Source organism: Variovorax sp. 05N34 (assembly GCF_056397405.1).
Window position 1 is genome coordinate 247,911 of record NZ_JBFTNI010000007.1, and the last position, 19,591, is coordinate 267,501.

The 19,591-nt window shown below is 61.8% G+C and carries 19 protein-coding genes; 16 read left to right on the top strand and 3 right to left on the bottom strand.

Features of this window, described 5'->3' with window-relative positions; translation table 11 throughout:
• Positions 1-4: 4 nt before the first annotated feature.
• Both msrP and AC1DMA_RS20180 read left to right on the top strand, forming a co-directional pair.
• Positions 5-1,003: a protein-methionine-sulfoxide reductase catalytic subunit MsrP gene (gene msrP / locus AC1DMA_RS20175; protein WP_478125446.1), complete on the top strand. Its 999-nt coding sequence runs from the start codon at positions 5-7 to the stop codon at positions 1,001-1,003.
• Positions 1,004-1,014: 11 nt separating this feature from the next.
• Positions 1,015-1,662, top strand: coding sequence for a protein-methionine-sulfoxide reductase heme-binding subunit MsrQ (locus AC1DMA_RS20180; RefSeq protein WP_478145316.1), 648 nt, complete (start codon positions 1,015-1,017; stop codon positions 1,660-1,662).
• Positions 1,663-1,692: 30 nt separating this feature from the next.
• On the opposite strand, the gene lysA is transcribed toward AC1DMA_RS20180, so the two are convergent.
• Both lysA and lptM read right to left on the bottom strand, forming a co-directional pair.
• Positions 1,693-2,976, bottom strand: a complete 1,284-nt coding sequence (gene lysA, locus AC1DMA_RS20185) for a diaminopimelate decarboxylase (protein ID WP_478145317.1) — start codon at positions 2,974-2,976, stop codon at positions 1,693-1,695.
• Complete coding sequence (lptM, locus tag AC1DMA_RS20190) at positions 2,973-3,269, bottom strand: LPS translocon maturation chaperone LptM (RefSeq protein WP_478145318.1); 297 nt, start codon at positions 3,267-3,269, stop codon at positions 2,973-2,975. Before lptM ends, lysA begins: the two co-directional genes overlap by 4 nt.
• Before the next feature lie 12 nt (positions 3,270-3,281).
• Here lptM and cyaY point away from each other — a divergent pair, with 12 nt between their 5' ends.
• Positions 3,282-3,614, top strand: coding sequence for an iron donor protein CyaY (cyaY, locus tag AC1DMA_RS20195; RefSeq protein ID WP_478125450.1), 333 nt, complete (start codon positions 3,282-3,284; stop codon positions 3,612-3,614).
• A gap of 46 nt (positions 3,615-3,660) precedes the next feature.
• On the opposite strand, the gene AC1DMA_RS20200 is transcribed toward cyaY, so the two are convergent.
• Positions 3,661-6,069, bottom strand: a complete 2,409-nt coding sequence (locus AC1DMA_RS20200; RefSeq protein ID WP_478145319.1) for a penicillin-binding protein 1A — start codon at positions 6,067-6,069, stop codon at positions 3,661-3,663.
• Positions 6,070-6,309: 240 nt separating this feature from the next.
• On the opposite strand from AC1DMA_RS20200, the gene AC1DMA_RS20205 reads away from it, so the two are divergent.
• From AC1DMA_RS20205 to AC1DMA_RS20265, 13 genes are all read left to right on the top strand, one after another.
• Positions 6,310-7,389 carry a pilus assembly protein PilM gene (locus AC1DMA_RS20205; RefSeq protein WP_478098530.1) on the top strand — a complete coding sequence of 360 codons (1,080 nt, stop codon included), beginning with the start codon at positions 6,310-6,312 and terminating at the stop codon, positions 7,387-7,389.
• Positions 7,386-8,033: a PilN domain-containing protein gene (locus AC1DMA_RS20210; RefSeq protein ID WP_478145320.1), complete on the top strand. Its 648-nt coding sequence runs from the start codon at positions 7,386-7,388 to the stop codon at positions 8,031-8,033. The genes AC1DMA_RS20205 and AC1DMA_RS20210 overlap by 4 nt, the downstream gene beginning before the upstream one ends.
• 9 nt (positions 8,034-8,042) lie before the next feature.
• Entirely contained in the window at positions 8,043-8,717 is a 675-nt protein-coding gene (locus tag AC1DMA_RS20215; RefSeq protein ID WP_478125453.1) for a type IV pilus inner membrane component PilO, read from the top strand.
• On the top strand, positions 8,714-9,253 hold the full coding sequence (locus tag AC1DMA_RS20220; RefSeq protein ID WP_478125454.1) for a pilus assembly protein PilP: 540 nt from the start codon (positions 8,714-8,716) through the stop codon (positions 9,251-9,253). The genes AC1DMA_RS20215 and AC1DMA_RS20220 overlap by 4 nt, the downstream gene beginning before the upstream one ends.
• Positions 9,250-11,382, top strand: coding sequence for a type IV pilus secretin PilQ (locus AC1DMA_RS20225; RefSeq protein ID WP_478145321.1), 2,133 nt, complete (start codon positions 9,250-9,252; stop codon positions 11,380-11,382). Before AC1DMA_RS20220 ends, AC1DMA_RS20225 begins: the two co-directional genes overlap by 4 nt.
• A gap of 52 nt (positions 11,383-11,434) precedes the next feature.
• Complete coding sequence (locus AC1DMA_RS20230; RefSeq protein WP_478125456.1) at positions 11,435-12,988, top strand: Ig-like domain-containing protein; 1,554 nt, start codon at positions 11,435-11,437, stop codon at positions 12,986-12,988.
• Between the two features lie 189 nt (positions 12,989-13,177).
• Positions 13,178-13,723 (top strand): shikimate kinase, encoded by a 546-nt coding sequence (locus AC1DMA_RS20235; protein WP_478125457.1) that lies wholly within the window; start codon positions 13,178-13,180, stop codon positions 13,721-13,723.
• 36 nt (positions 13,724-13,759) lie between these two features.
• A complete protein-coding gene (gene aroB, locus AC1DMA_RS20240) occupies positions 13,760-14,860 on the top strand; it encodes a 3-dehydroquinate synthase (RefSeq protein WP_478125458.1) in 1,101 nt (366 codons plus the stop codon).
• A 20-nt stretch (positions 14,861-14,880) separates the two neighbouring features.
• A complete protein-coding gene (locus AC1DMA_RS20245; RefSeq protein ID WP_478145400.1) occupies positions 14,881-16,011 on the top strand; it encodes a deoxyguanosinetriphosphate triphosphohydrolase in 1,131 nt (376 codons plus the stop codon).
• Complete coding sequence (locus AC1DMA_RS20250; protein WP_478145322.1) at positions 16,008-17,270, top strand: MFS transporter; 1,263 nt, start codon at positions 16,008-16,010, stop codon at positions 17,268-17,270. The genes AC1DMA_RS20245 and AC1DMA_RS20250 overlap by 4 nt, the downstream gene beginning before the upstream one ends.
• A gap of 1 nt (position 17,271) precedes the next feature.
• A complete protein-coding gene (locus AC1DMA_RS20255; protein ID WP_478145323.1) occupies positions 17,272-17,847 on the top strand; it encodes a DUF1415 domain-containing protein in 576 nt (191 codons plus the stop codon).
• Positions 17,844-18,704, top strand: coding sequence for a class I SAM-dependent methyltransferase (locus AC1DMA_RS20260; RefSeq protein ID WP_478145324.1), 861 nt, complete (start codon positions 17,844-17,846; stop codon positions 18,702-18,704). The genes AC1DMA_RS20255 and AC1DMA_RS20260 overlap by 4 nt, the downstream gene beginning before the upstream one ends.
• 25 nt (positions 18,705-18,729) lie before the next feature.
• On the top strand, positions 18,730-19,425 hold the full coding sequence (locus AC1DMA_RS20265) for a transposase (protein WP_478125462.1): 696 nt from the start codon (positions 18,730-18,732) through the stop codon (positions 19,423-19,425).
• Positions 19,426-19,591 lie beyond the last annotated feature (166 nt).

Here is a 19,591-nt window from a genome sequence, read left to right on the forward strand (position 1 = left end):
TCCCATGTTGATTCGGTCTCGTGACAACGGCTTTATCCATCCGCATTCGAGCGAAATCACGCCCAAAGGCGTGTACGAAGGCAGGCGTGACACGCTGAAGTGGCTCGCCACCGGCGTAGCGGGCGCCGCGATGGCGTCGTGGGCATCCCGCGAGGCGCTCGCACAGGTCGCCGCACCCGGCAAGCTGGCGCCGCTTCCAAGTGTGAAGTCGACCGTTCCAGGTGCGCAGACCATGGAAAAGCTGACCGACTACAAGGACGTCACCAGCTACAACAATTACTACGAGTTCGGCACCGACAAGGAAGATCCGGTCAAGAACGCGGGCACGCTCAAGACCAAGCCTTGGACGGTGGAAGTCGAAGGCCTCGTCAAGAAGCCGGGCAAGTACGGAATCGAAGACCTGATCAAGCTCAGCGCCCAGGAAGAGCGCATCTACCGGCTGCGTTGCGTCGAAGGTTGGTCGATGGTCATTCCGTGGGTTGGCTACTCTCTGGCCGAGTTGATCAAGAAGGTCGAACCACAGGGCAATGCGAAGTACGTGGAGTTCGTGACGCTCGCTGATCCGAAAACCATGCCCTTTGTCGGCTCGCGCGTTCTCGACTGGCCCTACACCGAAGGCCTGCGCATGGACGAGGCCATGCATCCGCTCACCTTGCTGACTTTCGGCATGTATGGCGAGGTGCTGCCGAATCAGAACGGCGCCCCCGTGCGAATCGTGGTGCCCTGGAAGTACGGCTTCAAGAGCGGCAAATCGATCGTGAAGATCCGCTTCGTCGAAAAAGAGCCCGGCACCGCGTGGAACAAGGCCGCGGCGCAGGAGTACGGCTTCTACTCCAACGTCAATCCCAACGTCGATCATCCGCGCTGGAGCCAGGCGACCGAGCGCCGCATCGGAGACGGCGGCGGCCTGTTCGCCAAGCGGGCGAAGACGCAGATGTTCAACGGCTACGAGGCCCAGGTCGGTCAGTTGTACGCCGGCATGGATCTCAAGAAGTACTACTGAGCGAGCCTGTCGTGAACAAGCTCCTGATGCACCCGGCCGCCAAGCCGGTGGTGTTCGTCGTCTGCCTTCTGCCGTTCGCGTGGTTGTTCTACGGTGCGCTCACCGACGGGCTAGGCGCGAATCCGGCGGAGCACCTCATCCGCTCGACGGGTGACTGGACGCTTCGCTTCATCTGCATCGTGTTGGCCGTGACACCTTTGCGGGTGATCACCAAGACGAACGCGTTGGCGCGTTTTCGCCGGATGCTGGGGCTCTTTGCGTACTTCTATGTTGTTGTCCACCTGTTGAGCTACAGCTGGTTCGACATGGGTTTCGAAGTGCAGGACATCGCCAAGGACATCGCGAAGCGGCCGTTCATCCTGGTGGGTTTCACCGGTTTTGTGCTGCTGACGCCGCTCGCCGCGACATCGTTCAATCGGGCCATCAAGGCAATGGGCGCAAAGCGCTGGCAGGCGCTGCACAGGCTGGTCTATGTGATCGCCGGGCTTGGCTTGCTGCACTTCTTCTGGATGCGCGCGGGCAAGAACAACTTCTCTGAAGTGTTCGTCTACGCGGGGATCATTGCTGTTCTGCTGGGATGGCGGCTGTGGAACTTCGCCAGCAAGACAAAGCAGAAGCTGGCGCCCTCGGTCGCCCCCCGCGCGCAGTTGAGCAAGTAAGAGTTTTCGGCGGTCTGCGGCGGCGGACGCTCAGTCGCTGAAGCGTTCGCTTCGGAGTTGCTCTTCGACGCTTTCGCGGCGGCGGATCAGTTTCGCGGTTTGTCCGCTGACGAGGACCTCAGCCGCGCGGCCGCGTGTGTTGTAGTTGCTGGCCATTGCCATGCAATAGGCGCCGGCCGAGAGCACAGCCAACAGATCGCCGGCTTCGGTACGCAGGGCACGATCACGCCCGATCCAGTCGCCGCTTTCGCAAATCGGGYCCACCACGTCGTACAGCACGAAAGCACCGTCCTGCCGCTCCGCGACAGGAACGATCTGGTGGAAGGCTTGGTACATGGCCGGCCTCGGCAAATCGTTCATTGCCGCATCGACAATGCAGAAGTTCTTTTCTTCGCCGGGCTTTGTGTAGAGCACCTCCGTCACGCAGACGCCCGCGTTGCCCACCAGCGAACGGCCAGGTTCGACGATGAGCCGACGCTCGCCGAAGTCTCGCGCATCGAGACGGGCCAGCATCTGGCGCCAAAGCGTATCGGCACCGGGGGGTGTATCGCCGTTGTAATCGATGCCGAGCCCACCGCCGAAGTCGAGGTGGTGCAGCTTGATGCCGGTCTTTTCGATAGCCTCGACGAGGTCCAATACACGCTCGAGCGCTTCGAGGTAGGGGGATGTGTCGGTGATCTGCGAGCCGATATGGCAGTCGATGCCGACGACCTGCAATCCCTTGAGAGAAGCCGCGTGCTGATAAATTGCCACTGCTCGGTCGTGGGCCACGCCGAACTTGTTTCCCTTGAGGCCGGTGGAAATGTAGGGGTGCGTCTTCGGGTCGACGTTCGGGTTGATGCGCACACTGATGGAAGCGCGGCGCCCCTCTTCAACGGCGACTGCGTTGAGCACGTCGATTTCCGCTTCGCTTTCCACGTTGAAGCATGCGATGCCGGCGGCGAGCGCCTGGCGCATCTCGGCGCGCGTCTTTCCGACGCCGGAAAAGATCACCTTGGCGGGATCAGCGCCCGCTGCCAGCACGCGTGCCAGTTCGCCGCCGGAAACAATGTCGAAGCCGCAGCCGGCCTCCGCGAACACGCGCAGGACGCCGAGTGATGAATTTGCCTTGATTGCATAGCAGATCAGCGCGTCGCGACCTTCGAAACCGCGCTGGTAGGCCGCGAGCGCGTCCAGCATCCATTGCCTCGAATAGACGAAGAGAGGAGTGCCATGCTCCCGGGCGAGCGCGGAAAGCTTCTGTCCTTCAACATGCAATTCGCCGTCCCTGCGTGCAATGTGAGGATGGCCGGGGAGTCGTGCGACTTCGCTCACTTGGTATCTCCGTGCGGCGTTGCCGGTGCGTTCGGTGCAGTCGAGTCGTTCAGTGTGGACGGCGGCGGGGCGGCGTTCGTCGGAGGTGTTGGTTGTTCAGGCTGAGGGGCGGCCTTTGTCGCCGAGTCGGACTTTCCAATGCCCGGAAGCAATGCCTGCGGCAGCGTGGCACGCTCCTTCGCAGCGGGATCCGTAGGCAGGTAGAGCGAACCCTTCTGGCCGCAGCCCGTCAAGGCGACCCCAACGAGCGTCAGGCCGACGGCGCTCACTAGAATTTGGCGAACATTCAACATGGCGAAATTGTAATGACCGACCCCGAGTACATGGACCGCGCAGAAGCAGCGCTCGCAGCGATCGAACGTGGTTGCGATCGCATCAACGATTCGACCGATGCAGACATCGACAACCAGCGCGTCGGCGGGATGATCACGATCACGTTTCGCAATGGAAGCCAGTTGATCATCAACCTGCAGAAGCCCTTGCAGGAAATCTGGCTGGCCGCGCGTTCTGGCGGTTATCACTACCGCCATGACGGCAGCGCCTGGGTGGACACCAAGACGCGCGAGGAATTCTTCGAGAATCTCTCGCGCGAAGCGACCCTCCAGGCCGGTCAACCTCTGAGGTTCTCCGCCGACTGACGACCCATCATTCGCCCGGCTCGTTCGATTCGGCCGGTTCGACAGGTCAGTTGCGGAACAGGTCGAGGATCTTGCTGCGTTCTTCCGGCGCCGGCGTCGGGCTGATCGGTGCTCCGCTGATTGCTTCCACCGGCTGCGTCGGGCCGCTTTCGACACCTAGCGTCGCAACGCCCCGGCCCGGTGCGTAGTCGTCGTAATACCACTCGCCGCCCACGTTGACGACACCGGCAGGCGCGGGTACTTCAGCGACTGGAACGCCCTTGATGGCGGTCTCCATGTAGTTGATCCAGATCGGCAGACTCAGGCCGCCGCCGGTTTCGCGATCGCCGAGCTTGCGTGGCGTGTCATAGCCCATCCACGCGATGGCAGCCATTGTTGGCTGGAATCCCGCAAACCACGCATCGAGCGAATCGTTGGTGGTCCCGGTCTTGCCGTAAATGTCCGTCCGCTTGAGCGTGGCCTGCGCCTTGGCCGCCGTGCCGCCGCTCGCCACTGATTGCAGCAGGCTGTCCATGATGTAGGCATTGCGCTGCGGGATCGCTCGCATCGATTCGTTGAGCAAGGGCGGCTGCTTGTCCACCAAGACTTTGTCCTTGTGGTCGGTCACGCGCGTCACGAGATAAGGATTGACGCGATATCCGCCGTTCGCGAACACGGAATAGGCGGTCGCCATCTGCATCGGCGTGACCGAACCGGCACCAAGGGCCATTGGCAGGTAGGCCGGGTGCTTTTCTCGCTCGAAGCCGAAGTTGGTGATCCAGTCCTGTGCGTAACGCGTTCCGATCGATTGCAGGATCCGGATCGACACCATGTTCTTCGACTTCATCAACGCGCGACGCAAGGGCATGGGCCCTTCGAAAGCGCCGTCGTAGTTCTTCGGCTCCCAGGGCTGGCCACCGGTCGTGCCGGCGTCGAAGAACAAGGGCGCGTCGTTGATCACCGTGCTGGGCGTGAAGCCCTTTTCCAGCGCCGCCGAATAGATGAATGGCTTGAAGCTCGAGCCGGGTTGCCGCCAAGCCTGAGTGACGTGATTGAACTTGTTCTTGTCGAAATCGAAGCCCCCGATCATTGCCTTCACGGCCCCGTCGCGCGGGTCCATTGCGACGAAAGCGCCCTCGACCTCGGGCAATTGGGTGATTTCCCATGATCCCTTCGGCGTCTTGACCACGCGGATCACTGCGCCGCGGCGAACCCTGATGTTGGGCGGTGCCTTTTCTGAGAGGCCGGATTGCGCCGGCTTCAAGCCGTCACCCACGATCTGCAAGGTGTCGCCGTTGCTGCGAACCGCGGTGATTTCCTTGACGTTGGCCTTGAGCACGACCGCCGACATCACATCGCCGTTGTCGGGATGTTCGGCCAGCGCATCGTCCACGGCTTCGTCGAGTTCTTTCGGGTCGTTCGGAAGATCGACGAACTTTTCAGGCCCGCGGTAGATCTGGCGGCGCTCGTAATCCATGATGCCCTTGCGAAGCGCGCGGTACGCCGCTGCCTGATCGTCCGCCACCAGCGTGGTGTAGACCTTCAGGCCGCGCGTGTAGGTGCTGTCGCCGTATTGCGCATACATCAGCTGCCGAACCGTTTCGGCGACGTATTCGGCATGCAGGCGCGTGGGGTCGGCGGCGTCGCGCAGGTGAAGGTCTTCCTTCTTGGCTTCGGCCGCCTGTTCGGCGGTGATGAAGCCCGCTTCCTGCATGCGGTCGATCACATAGAGCTGCCGGCCGCGTGCGCGCGTCGGATTGTTGACGGGATTGTTCGCGCCCGGCGCCTTCGGGAGGCCCGCCAGCATCGCCGCCTGCGCAATGGTGATGTCCTGCAGGGGCTTGCCGAAATACGCTTCCGACGCAGCCGCAAAACCATAGGCCCGATTGCCCAGATAGATCTGGTTCAGGTAGATCTCGAGGATCTGGTCCTTCGTGAGCAGGTGCTCCAGCTTGAATGTCAGCAAGACCTCATAGATCTTGCGGGTGAGGGTTTTCTCGGAACTCAGGTAGACGTTTCGAGCGACCTGCATGGTGATGGTCGACGCCCCTTGGCTCTTGACGCGATTCATGTTCGCGAGTCCGGCCCGCAGCATGCCTTTGTAGTCGACGCCGCCATGGTCGTAGAAGCGCGCGTCCTCGGCTGCGAGGACGGCATCCTTCATGACCTTGGGAACTGTGGCGATTGGCGTCAGATTTCGGCGCTCTTCGCCGAATTCGCCGATCAGGATGCCTTCGGACGAAAAAACCCGCAGGGGAAGCTTCGGACGGTAATCAGCCAGCTCGGAGATGTCCGGAAGGTTCGGATAAGCGACGGCCAACGCGACGGCAATGACGCAAATGACGGCGATCGCGCCCGCGGCAGCGAGGCCCAGGCACCACAATATGATTCGGATCAACCATTTCAGCCAGGCCGGTCGTTTGGGGGCAGGAGCAGGGGCTTTTGCGGCGCCCTTGGGTCGGGAAGTTTCTGGCATTGAGGCTGTTTGAGTCTTTGAGCATTATAAAAACGCGCTTGATGGAGGCGGAGAGTTCGTATCAGTTAGGACCCAAGTACTCCTATTTGTGACGTAAGTTGCAGATGGGAACTGTTGCGTCGACTTTTGACAACGATTGGTGATGCCGTGAGGGGTTCGTCTCTTGGTTGGCGTACTACCTGCTGCTAGCATGCAACCACACGCAAATTTTTCCAATCGTTACAAACGGACGGATCGAACTTGACAGACTTGGGATCGTTGTTTCGCCGCCAGCCCGCGCCATTGCTCGGGCTGGACGTCAGCTCGTCCAGCGTCAAGCTGGTCGAACTGGGCCGTGACGCGAGCGGCAAGTTGGTGCTGGAGCGATGCGCCATAGAGCCGCTCGAGCGCGGATGGATCACCGACGGCAACGTGGAAAAATTCGATGAGGTGGCGGAGGCCGTGCGGCGCGTCGTGCGCAAAAGCGGCACGCGCACCAAAAACGTCGCGCTTGCTTTGCCGCCGTCTGCGGTAATTACCAAAAAAATAGTCTTGCCGGGTGGAATGAGCGAGCAAGAACTCGAAATTCAAGTCGAGTCCGAGGCAAATCAATACATTCCTTTTTCCTTGGACGAGGTGAGTCTTGATTTCTGCGTCATTGGCCAGAGCGCGAGTTCGGCGGGCGACGTCGAGGTATTGATTGCCGCATCGCGCAAGGAAAAAGTGCAGGATCGCCAGGGCTTGGCTGAAGCGTCGGGCCTCAAGGCGGTGATTCTGGATGTTGAATCCTACGCATCGCGTTTGGCGACTGCGCGCCTCATCGAGCAACTTCCCGGTCAAGGTCGTGACGCCGTCGTCGCATTGTTCGAAGTAGGTGCCTTCACGACCAGCATGCAGGTCCTGCGCAACCAGGAAGTGCTGTATGACCGGGACCAGGCATTCGGCGGCGCTCAGCTCACCCAGCTCATTGTTCGCCAATACGGCTTTTCCGCAGAGGAAGCCGAAGCCAAGAAGCGAAGCGGCGATCTGCCCGAAGATTACGGCTCGGGCGTGCTCAAGCCCTTCGTCGCCAGCATCGCCCAGGAAATTGCCCGGGCGCTGCAATTCTTCTTCACGAGCACACCGCACAACCGCGTCGACTACGTGCTGTTGGCCGGCGGCTCGGCATCGCTCCCCGGCCTGACCAGCGCGGTCACGCGCCAGACTTCGTTCGCTTGTTCGCTCGTCAATCCTTTCGACGGAATGGAAATTGGCAGCGGGATCCGGGAAAAGAAGGTGCGCCGTGAAGCGCCCTCCTACCTGACATCGTGCGGCTTGGCGATGCGGAGGTTCCTGCAGTGATCCTCATCAACCTGCTCCCTCACAGGGAAGCTGCGCGCAAGCGTCGTCGAGAGACTTTTTACGCGACGCTGGGGCTTGCCGCCATTTTGGGCGCGGTGCTCGCCGGCGGGACTTACCTCTGGTACCAGGCCCAGATATCAGGCCAGCAGGCCAAGAACAGCCTGCTGCAAACCTCCATCACCAAGCTCGAAACCGAAATCAAGGAAATTTCGACCCTGCAAGCTGAAATCGCAGCACTGCGCGCGCGGCAGCAGGCGGTCGAAGATCTGCAGGGCGATCGAAATATGCCGGTGCACTTGCTCAACGAGCTTGTGAGGCAACTTCCTGACGGCGTGTACCTGACGAGTATGAAGCAGGACAACCAGACGGTGACCCTGCAAKGCATGGCGCAGTCCAACGAGCGCGTGTCCGAGTTGCTGCGCAATCTTGGCAACAACAGTCCATGGCTCGTCAAGCCGGAACTGATCGAGATCACATCGGGCAGTGTCAGCCTGAGCCCGCGCGACCAGCGACGAGTAGCGAACTTCACGATGCGCATCGGCCTCAAGCGGCCCACCGATGCGCAGAAGCCCGCGGCCGGCAAGCCCGCGGCCGGCAAGCCTGCGGCACCAGCAACAACAGCAGCACCAGCAGCCAAGGGTTAGGCGTTCATCATGGCAACTAAACGCTCTTCCCAAAAGTTCGACGTGGGCGCCGCAGTGCAGCGCCTGGGCCGGCAATTCCAGGGACTGAATCCGAACGATCCTTCGGTATGGCCGCCTGTGCCTCGCTATGCGCTGTGTGTGGCCGTCGCCGCAGCCGTGTTGGCAGCTCTGTGGTTTGTCTGGCTGACCAATTCGAACGACGAGCTCGAAGCGGCGCGTGCAAAGGAAGTCACTCTCCGTGCCGACTACCAGAAGAAGGTCGCGCAAGCGGCCAACCTCGAACTGCTCAAGAAGCAGCGCGAACAGGTCCAGCAATACGTCACGCTGCTTGAAAAGCAATTGCCGAGCAAGGCTGAAATGGATGCCCTGCTTTCCGACATCAATCAGGCGGGGCTTGGCCGCAGCCTTCAGTTCGAACTGTTCCGGCCCGGGCAGATTTCGGTGAAGGACTACTACGCCGAACTGCCGATCGCTGTGCGCGTGACCGGTCGCTACCACGACATGGGTGCATTCGCGGCCGACGTCGCGAACCTCTCGCGCATCGTGACCCTGAACAATCTTTCCGTGACTCCGCAAAAAGACGGGGCCCTTGTCATGGATGCCACTGCGCGGACCTACCGCTATCTGGATGAGGAAGAGCAAAACATGCAGAAGCGTGCGGCGGCGGGGGCAAAGAAGAAATGAGAACGCTCGGTTTTCTGGGTCTCTGTGTCGCCGCGGCGGTCCTGAGCGGCTGCATGGGGTCCGAACAAGAGGATCTGCAGCGCTGGATGGACGAGCAGCGCGCGCAGGTCAAGCCGACCGTGCCTCCGATCACGGAGCCCAAGAAGTTCACTCCGCAAGCCTATACGGAAGGCAGCGCCGTCGAACCGTTCGACATGCAGAAGCTGACGCAGGCGCTGCGTCGCGACTCCAGCCAGCCCAGCACCTCCGCACTCATCGCTCCGGAATTGACCCGCCGCAAGGAAGCGCTGGAAGCATTCCCGCTCGATTCGATGTCGATGGTGGGAAGCCTGAATCGCAATGGCCAACCGGTCGCGTTGATCAGTGTCGACAAGTTGCTCTATCAGGTCCGGGTCGGCAACTACCTCGGACTCAATTACGGGCGCATCACCCATATCAGTGAAACCGAACTCGGCTTGCGTGAAATCGTGCAGGACGCCGCCGGTGAATGGATCGAACGCGTGGCGACGCTGCAGTTGCAAGAGAGGACGAAATGAACCAAGAAAAATCAATGCTTGCGCAGTGGCTGCGCGCTGCCGGCGCGGCCGTGCTGGCCCTCAGTGCCGCTGCCGTCGTCCATGCCCAGAACGCGATCGAGTCGGTCACGAGTTCGATGCAGTCCGGTTCGGAGGTCGTCCGGATCGACTTCTCCCAACCGTTGGCTGCGCCGCCGACGGGCTTTGCCATTCAATCGCCGGCACGCGTCGCGCTCGATTTTCCGGGCGTCACCAATGCCATCGGACGCTCGGCCGTCGAAGTGAACCAGGGCAACCTGAAGTCCGTCAATGTGGTTCAGGCGGGCGAACGCACGCGTCTGGTCCTTAACCTGAAACAGGCGACGGCGTACAAGACCGAAATCCAGGGCAAGTCGCTCCTGGTGTCGCTCGAGCCCGTCGCTGGCGCGGCCTTGGCGACCACCATGGCGCAGTCGACCTTTGCCGAAAACCGCAACCGCGACATGCTGCCTCTGCGCGATGTCGATTTCCGGCTCGGATCCGACGGCACCGGTCGCGTGATCGTCGACCTCGCCAACAATCAGGTGGGCGTGGACATCCGCCAGCAAGGCAAGAACCTTGTCGTCGAATTCACCAAGTCGACCCTGCCGGAAGGCTTGCGTCGCCGGCTCGACGTTTCCGACTTCGGAACGCCCGTTCAGTTGGTGACGACGCAGCAAGTCGGCGACCGCGTGCGCATGACCATCGAGCCCAAGGGCGAGTGGGAGCACAGCGCCTACCAAAGCGAAAACCAGTTCGTCGTTGAAGTTCGTCCACGCAAGGTCGACCCGACCAAGCTGACCCAGGGTGTTGGCTACAGCGGCGAAAAACTGTCTCTGAACTTCCAGAACATCGAGGTGCGATCGCTTCTCCAGGTGATTGCCGACTTCACGAACTTCAACATCGTGACGTCAGATTCGGTCACCGGTGCGCTGACGCTTCGCCTGAAGGATGTTCCATGGGATCAGGCGCTGGACATCATCCTGCAGGCCAAGAACCTCGGCATGCGCAAGAACGGCAGCGTCCTCTGGATTGCTCCGAAGGATGAGATCAACGCCAAGGAAAAGCTTCAGTTCGAAGCCGAGAACGCCATCCAGAACCTGGAGCCGCTGCGCACGCAGTCCTTTCAGCTCAACTACACCAAGGCAGTTCAGATTGCGCAGGGCCTGACCGGCACCGGTTCGGGCAGCGGTGGTGGCGGCGGTACGGCGACGCGAATCCTGAGCCCCCGCGGCAGCGTGCTCGCCGAAGCACGGACCAACCAGATCTTCGTCTCCGACATCCCCTCGCGCCTGGCGCAAGTGGCCGAACTGATCCAGAAACTCGATGTGCCTGTGCGTCAGGTGCTGATCGAAGCGCGCATCGTCGAGGCGACAGACACGTTCGGCAAGTCGCTGGGCGTCAAGCTCGGCGGCGGCATCATCAACACCAACGGCACAGTTGGAGCCAACCCCATCGTCACGCCGAATCCGGTCGTGAATGGCGTGTTCCAGAACCAGCCGACCGCAACAACGGTTTTCACGAATTCCAATTTCGTGAACCTGCCTTCGACGGGTGTTGCAGGCAACGGAAATGCGGCTGGAACCTTCGCGATTTCGCTGTTCAATTCGAGCTTGTCGAGAATTCTGAATCTGGAAATCTCCGCACTTGAAGCTGACGGAAAGGGCAAGGTCGTGTCGAGCCCACGTGTCGTGACGGCCGATCAAACCAAGGCTTTGATCGAACAGGGTACGGAACTCCCGTACCAGGTCGCGACATCCAGCGGTGCCACTTCCATCGCTTTCCGCAAGGCCAACCTGAAGCTCGAGGTGACGCCGCAAATCACCCCGGAAGGCAACATCATCCTGACGCTCGACGTCAACAAGGACACCGTCGGCCAAAACACAACGGCTGGTTTTGCCATCAACACCAAGCACGTTCAAACCGAGGTGCTCGTTGAAAACGGCGGCACCGTGGTGATCGGCGGTATTTTTGAATTGACGGAAGCGACCGATGAATCGCGCATCCCGGTCCTCGGCGAAGTGCCTTACGTCGGAGCGCTTTTCCGTACGCGAAATCGCACGGCGAACAAGACTGAATTGCTGGTATTTATTTCGCCCAAGATGATCACCGACCGCAATGCGGCTCGCTGACAATTTAATTCACCATATCACGTGACACGTGACACGAAATCTGAGGGAACTGATGAGATATAGGAAATTCCTGGCTGTCGCTTTGATGGCCGGCGCATTGATTTCGTGTGGTGGTGGGGGCGGCAGCCCCGGCCTGCCACCCGTGGCGAATACCGGTACAGGTACCGCCCCCGGCGGCTCAACTGGTCAACCGGCAACGCCTGCGCCGAAAGTCTCGGTCGATGTGTTCAATGGAAGTGGAAGTTCCACTTCCAGCATCTCTGGCGTGGAAATCGCCCAGGTCAAGGCGGTGTTGAAGGACTCCCAGGGGGCTGCGGTACCAGGCGCGATCGTTACCTTCAGCGAAACTGGCGGCTCGCTTCTCACCTATTCACCGTCCTCCAAGACCGCTCTGACGGATGCCACGGGGACCGCCGTGGTGGAAATCCGCGCTGCGTCTGCGGCGAATACCGGCGCCACAGCTGTTTCCGCGGGCGCGACAGTCGGGACGACCGCGGTCACCGCGCAGAAGGCCATAGCCATTACGAGCGCGCCTTCCAGCGGTACGACCGATCCGCAACTCCTGGCGACGGCAATCAACTTCCTGGATGTCAATCCTTCGGACAGTTCTATTGTCCTGAAGGGTTCGGGCGGCAATGGCCGGCTTGAGTCCGCAACCCTTCGCTTCCGGATCGTGGACTCGAACAACAGTCCGGTCAAAGGTGCTGGTGCGACCTTCTCCGTTACCCCCGCGGCGGACGTGACGTTGAACATCCCAACTGCCACAAGCGATTCCGACGGAGTGGTGGTGACCACTGTTTCCTCGAAAACGGTCCCGACTGCCGTTGTCGTCAAAGCCACGATCAACGGCAAGACAGTCAGCACCCAGTCTGATCAGTTGACTGTGACCACCGGTGTCGCGACCCAAGAGGGCTTTGACATGTCGGCGAGCAAATACAACCTGAACCTCAACAAGACGGGTGACAAATCCACAGTCACGATCCGGGTTCGGGATGCACATGGCAACCCCGTGTCAGACGGCCTTCCGATCGTCGTGACTGCGGACTACGGCGTGGTTGGCACGTCCACTCGCGGTGGTTGTGTCACATCGGGCGGCGCGTGTTCGGTTGACTATCTTGTCCAGGATCCGCGGCCCGCTGATGGCGTGCCGGCCACGGTGACCGCGTCGACTGCACTCGGTGATGGCACGCCGATCGGCAAGTCGCTGTCCTTCCGCATGGTTGATGCAGGATTGCTCAATGTGTTTAGTGCAAGTACCGGCGGGACCGTGGTCGCACAGGTGTTCAAGAACGCGTGCGCCGCTGAGACGTTCTCTGCGTTCGTGGGCACTCCGGCGAATTTCCCACCCGCGGCCGGAACGACGATCACCCTCAAGCCGGTGACTGCCGGGTTGACGGCCAAGCTGATCTCGGCGTCACCGGTGACGGATCAACTCAGCGTGGTCCCAAGCCGTATTTCGATGGACTTCCAACTGGATCTGAGCGCTTTGACGACGAATCCTTGCGCTCCCGCCGGCTCCACCCCGACTACGGCTTCGTTCGACGTCGAATTCGCGGCCGACGGAATCGTCTCGTCGCGTCGCCTGACGGTGAACTACCTGAGGTAGTAGTACCAGGCAGGGGCGGCATCATTGCCGCCCTGGGGCCTCCGGCTGCCTCGGCACCCGGAGGCCTTTGTACGTTCGGCTTCCGGTCAATTGGGATGCTATCTTTTGCATCTACTATGCGAACCATCTTGCGCTCATACTTCCAGAGTCCCGGCAGCCCGTCGCTTCAGTCCGCGATGGATGAATAGCATGGCGGTTGCACTCGTCGGCTTGCCTGGCGCCGGAAAATCCGCAGTGGGTCGACGCCTCGCCCAGCGCCTTGAACTGCCCTTCATTGACAGCGACCATGTGATCGAGGAGCGGATCGGTTGCTCGATCCGGGACTTTTTCGAACGTGAAGGGGAGGCCCGTTTCCGTGAACTGGAGCAGACGGTTATCGCAGAATTGGCAGCGACGCCGTACGGTGTGGTCGCGACCGGCGGCGGCTCCGTATTGCGCGAGATCAACCGTATCCAGCTGCGGAAGGGTTTCCACGTCATTTATCTGCGCTCAGCGCCCGAGGACCTCTTTCGCAGGTTGCGCCATGACGTAAAGCGCCCGTTATTGCAAGTGGCAGATCCTCTGGGCCGCTTGCGTGAGCTTTATGGAGCACGCGACCCGCTCTACCGCGAAACCGCACACGACGTGGTCGAAACAGGCCGCCCTACTGTGGCCATGCTCGTCAACATCATCGTCATGCAACTCGAACTCGCGGGCATCGTTTCGCCGGGCGCAGAAGGCGATCTTCCGGACTGAGTCGGCCAGCGGCGGCATGGACCTAAACTCGGGGTCATGCGATTGTCCGTCCCCCCTGAAAGCGTTGAGATCCACCTCGGCGAGCGCAGCTACCCCATATTCATCGGCAGCGAGCTGCTCGAAGACCCGCACAGTTTCGCGGCGTTGCCCGCAGCAGCAACGGCCCTGATCGTCACCAACACCACTGTGGCGCCGCTTTATGCCACTGCCCTGCGTGATGCACTGGCCGAACGCTACCCCTCCGTGCACGTCCTCGAACTCCCCGACGGCGAGGCACACAAAGACTGGCAAACGCTCAACCTGATCTTCGACGCACTGCTGTCTCACGGGAGCGATCGCAAGACGGTATTGTTCGCGCTCGGCGGTGGCGTGGTGGGCGACATGACAGGCTTTGCCGCCGCGAGCTACATGCGCGGCGTCCCGTTCGTCCAGGTACCGACCACTCTGCTCGCCCAGGTCGACTCATCGGTTGGCGGCAAGACCGCCATCAATCATCCGAGGGGCAAGAACATGATCGGCGCGTTCTACCAGCCGCAGCTCGTGTTGTGCGACTTGGCAACGCTCGCGACTTTGCCGGCCCGCGAACTCAGCGCCGGGCTGGCGGAAGTCATCAAGTACGGCCCGATCTATGACATGGAGTTCATGTCGTGGATTGAAGCGAACATCGACGCTCTGGTGGCGCGCGAACCCGCTGTACTGGCGCTCGCCGTCAAGCGGAGCTGTGAGATCAAGGCCGCAGTCGTCGGCCAGGACGAGCGGGAGACCGGGCTTCGCGCGATCCTGAACTTCGGCCACACCTTCGGGCATGCCATCGAATCCGGCCTGGGGTATGGAGAGTGGCTGCACGGCGAAGCCGTCGGCTGCGGGATGGTGATGGCCGCGCACCTGTCGCAGCGCCTTGGCGGCGTCGACGCCGCTTTTGTGCGGCGGTTGACGGCACTGATCCAGAAGGCCGGCCTTCCGGTGGTCGCGCCGGCGCTTGGCGCAGATCGCTATCTGGAACTGATGCGCATCGACAAGAAGTCCGAGGCCGGCGAGATTCGCTTCGTCGTGATCGACAAGCCGGGATCGGCTGTGATGCGCAGCGCCCCCGATGCGATGGTGCGAGAGGTGATCGCGCATTGCAGCGCACACTGAGCGGCACCGCCGCAGCCGAAGTGAGCCTCGCTCCTTACGCAAGCCATGCCGCGCACTCGCGCGGGCGCAGGTATGCCGAAGCGCCCGCACCGACGCGGGACGCGTTCCAGCGCGACCGCGACCGCATCGTGCATTCGACGGCGTTCCGGCGGCTGGTCTACAAAACCCAGGTGTTCCTCAACCACGAAGGGGATCTGTTCCGGACGCGGCTGACTCATTCGATCGAGGTGGCTCAACTTGCGCGATCGATTGCCCGCGCGCTTCGACTCAATGAGGATCTGGTCGAAGCCATCGCGCTGGCGCACGATCTGGGGCACACGCCATTCGGCCATGCGGGGCAGGATGCGCTCGATGCATGCATGCAGCATCACGGCGGTTTCGAGCACAACCTGCAGAGCCTTCGCGTGGTGGACGAACTGGAGCATCGATATCCGCAGTACGACGGCCTGAATCTCAGCTTCGAAACCCGTGAAGGCATTCTCAAGCACTGCTCGCGTGCCAACGCCGAGCGGATCGAGGCTCAGGAACCCGGCGGCGTCGCGCGACGTTTTTGCGATCGCACGCAGCCGAGCCTCGAGGCGCAGCTTTGCAATCTCGCGGACGAGATCGCCTACAACGCGCACGACATCGATGATGGCGTGAGGTCGGGCCTGATCGGCATCGAGCGGCTGAGCGAAGTCGCGCTCTTCGACCGGTACCGCCGCCAAACGTTGGACGAATATCCGGAGCTGCAAGGCAGGCGAGTCCTCTACGAAACCATCCGGCGCATGCTCAGTGCTCAGGTCTACGACGTCATCGATGCGACGACGGCGGCCCTGGAATCGACCGCGCCTTCGGATGCCGACGCCGTGCGCAAGGCGCCGCCGTTGGTGTTGTTCAGCAAAGCGATGCGACTGGAGTCCACGGAACTCAAACGTTTTTTGTATCGCAATCTCTATCGGCATCCTCGCGTGATGCAGACGGCCAATCAGGCGCAGGACGTCGTCCGATCGCTCTTCGCTGCCTATGTCAACGATGCCGCCCTGATGCCCGAAGCCTATGCCGCGCGCGACGACCGGTACCGCGCGGTGGCGGACTATATTGCCGGCATGACCGATCGATTTGCGATCCGCGAATACGAGCGCCTCACTGGGCAGCGGTGGACCGAATGACGACGCCTGGCCGAGCCGGAACACGCATACCCGCCGCCGCACTGGCGGTGATTGCCGCGGGCGTCGCCGCCGCGTTGCACCTCGGCAAGCTTCCGCCGGCAGTCCCGGCTCTGCAACTCGACCTCGGCATCGGTTTGGTCGAAGCCGGGTTCCTGCTTTCGCTGGTGCAGGTCGCCGGCATGACGCTCGGTCTTTTCGTCGGCCTGGCGGCGGATGCCATCGGGCTCCGGCGGAGCATGCTGACCGGACTGGTCGTCGTCACCCTCGCCAGTTTGCTGGGCGGCGCGGTCGGACTCTGGGCCGGTGACAAGTCGCAGGCGCTGCCGTTGTTGTTTGCGCTTCGGGCGATCGAGGGATTCGGCTTTCTGCTCGCGGCAATGCCTGGGCCCGGGCTGATCCGGGCTTTGTCGCCCGCCAGCGCAGAAAAGGCTGCGATGGGTTTGTGGGGCGCCTACATGCCCATCGGCGTGGCGCTGGCGCTGCTTGTCGGGCCGGCGCTGATCTCGCGCGTTGGCTGGCAGGGCTGGTGGTGGACGCTATCGTGCGTCTCCGCGGCCGCGGCCATCTGGGTGGCGCTGGTGGTTCCTCGCGACAGCGCCCGACGAGCGGCGGCGGGCGCATCGACAGAGCCCTGGACGGCGCGATTGCGTGTCACGGCGGGCGCCAGCGGGCCGTGGACGCTCGCGCTGGCTTTCGCGGTGTACTCGTCGCAATGGATGGCCGTGATCGGTTTTTTGCCGGCCATCTATGTCGAAGCAGGCGTTCCGGCGACATGGACTGCGGCGTTGACGGCGCTTGCCGCCGCAATGAACATCGTCGGCAATGTGACGGGTGGGCGGCTGCTGCAGCGCGGGGTGGCGCCTGATCGATTGCTGCGGTGGGGCTTCGTCGTGATGGCGCTCGGAAGTGTTGCGGCGTTCGCGCAAATCGGCGGCTCGCACGACGCGCTCGGCCTTCCTCCCGCGCTGCGCTACCTGGCGGTTTGCATGTTCTCGCTCGGCGGGGGCGTGGTGCCGGCGACGTTGTTCATGCTCGGCGTGCGGCTCGCTCCGGGGCCATCGACGGTGTCGACAACGATCGGGCTGATGCAGCAGGCGTCGTCGCTGGGCCAATTCATTGCGCCGCCAGTCGTCGCGTGGATCGCGCACCGCGCGGGCGGGTGGCAATGGACCTGGGTGGTCACATTGATTTGCTCGCTGGCCGGCCTTGCATTCGCCGCCAGGCTTTCGCCGGCAGTTCCGCGTACGGAAGCGGCATGAGATGAGCGCTCCCAAAGTCGTGTCACCTTTGCAGGCCGAGGCGGATACGCGCCGATGGCTCGAGCGCGCCGTGATCGGGCTCAACCTGTGCCCGTTTGCCAAGGCGGTGCATGTCAGGGGCCAGATCCACTATTCGGTCTATCTGCCCGACAGCGATTCCGAGCTCATCGACGCGCTGCTTGTCGAAGCCGAAGCGCTTTCCGCCATGACCGCCGCCGAGCGCGACACCACACTCTTGATTGCACCGAATACCTTGGCAGATTTTCTCGATTTCAATGACTTCACCGCCCGCGCCGAGCGGCGGCTGGCGCGCGAAGGCTATGGTGGCGAATTCCAGTTGGCCAGTTTCCATCCCCAGTTTCAGTTCGCCGGCACCGCTGCGGACGACATCACCAACTCGACCAACCGCGCGCCGTACCCGACCTTGCATCTCCTGCGCGAAGACAGCGTAAGCCGCGCGGTTGAAGCCTTTCCTGACGCGGAAGCCATCTTTGGCCGCAACATCGAGACGCTGGAAACGCTGGGTGCCGAGGGATGGCGCGCGCTGGACGTCGGGCCGGGAGGGGCGGGGCGATGAACAAGACAGCAAAAACCTCCAAGGCTGAAGCCGACGTGTTGAACGAACTGCGCCCGGGGCAATCGGTGGAGCTTTTGAAGGAACTGCACATCCTCACGCGCGAAGGCCGGCTCAATCAGGATTCGAGGCGCAAGCTCAAGCAGGTCTATCACCTCTTCCAGTTCATCGAAAAGCTGCTGCATGAACTGCCCGCAGAAGGCGCGCAAGCCACGCTGGCCGATCACGGCGCGGGCAAGTCGTACCTCGGATTCATCATCTACGACTTGTTCTTTCGTGCGCGAGAGGGCGGTCACGTCTACGGCATCGAAACTCGGGCGGATCTCGTCGACAAATCACGCGCGCTCGCCGAGCGGCTGCAATTCAGTCGCATGTCGTTTCTCAACCTGACGGTGGCGGAATCTGCGGCATCTGCCGCCTTGCCGCCCCGCATCGACGTCGTGACCGCGCTGCACGCTTGCGACACAGCCACCGACGACGCGATCGCTTTCGGACTCGCGAAAGAGGCGCGCTTCATGGTGCTTGTGCCTTGCTGCCAGGCGGAGATTGCTGCGTGTCTGCGCCAGACGAAGGCGCTGGCGTTGTCGCGTACGCCACTGGCCGAGTTGTGGCGTCATCCGCTGCACACGCGCGAGATTGGCAGCCAACTCACCAACGTGTTGCGCTGCCTATACCTCGAAGCCAATGGGTACCAGGTCACCGTCACCGAACTGGTGGGGTGGGAACACAGCATGAAGAACGAGCTGATCATCGCGCGGCACACGGGGCAACGAAAGGCCAGTGCGGCGGCGCGCTTGCGGGACCTGCTGGGCGAGTTCGGTCTCGAGTCGCTGATGGAGACACGCTTCAGGCTTTCCTGAGTCGTTCATCCTCCATATTCGCGCCATGGCAAGACTGCCCCGCCTCACGCTGGCCGACCAGCCGCATCACATCATCCAGCGTGGCAACAATCGACAAGTTGTCTTCGTCGATCGGGCGGACCACGAAATGTTTTTGGCCCTCGCCGGGGAGAACGCCATCGCTTCGGGCGTCGCCCTTCATGCCTACGTGCTGATGGACAACCATTTCCATCTCCTGGCGACGCCATCGACCGCCGAAGCGCTGCCGCAATGGATGCAGGCGATCGGCAGGCGCTACGTTCGGTATTTCAACGACAGGCACGGCCGCTCTGGCACCTTGTGGGAAGGGCGCTACAAGTCGACCTTGATCCAGACGGATCGCTATCTGCTGGCATGCATGGCGTACATGGACCTGAACCCCGTGCGCGCCGGCATCGTCGAGGACGCGCGAGACTATCCGTGGTCAAGTTACGGCCACTATGCGGGCCTGCGCCACGACAAGCTGGTCACGCCGCATTCGCTCTATTGGGCGCTGGGGAACACGCCGTTCGCTCGAGAAGCCGCGTATGCCGAATTGGTGCGCAGAGGCGTTTCGAGTGTCGATCAGGCAATGCTGACGGACGCCACACTCCATGGTTGGGCGGTCGGCGACGGCGGTTTTCTGGAGTCGTTACAAAAAACGACAGGCCGTCGGACGCACAAAGGCCGTCCGGGACGTCCGCGGGCGACGCGCGGACATTGATGGACCGGCTGCACGCTGCGCCAGCCGGTGATCGAGCGCTATGCTTTTTGATGTGTCCCCGATTAATAAAAAAACGGAACCGTCGCCGGTAAATATTGATCTGACCCCCTTTAAACTGTTTGGCATTATTTGTGCAAAGCAATATGCTCCTTTTCCCTGCGAAAAC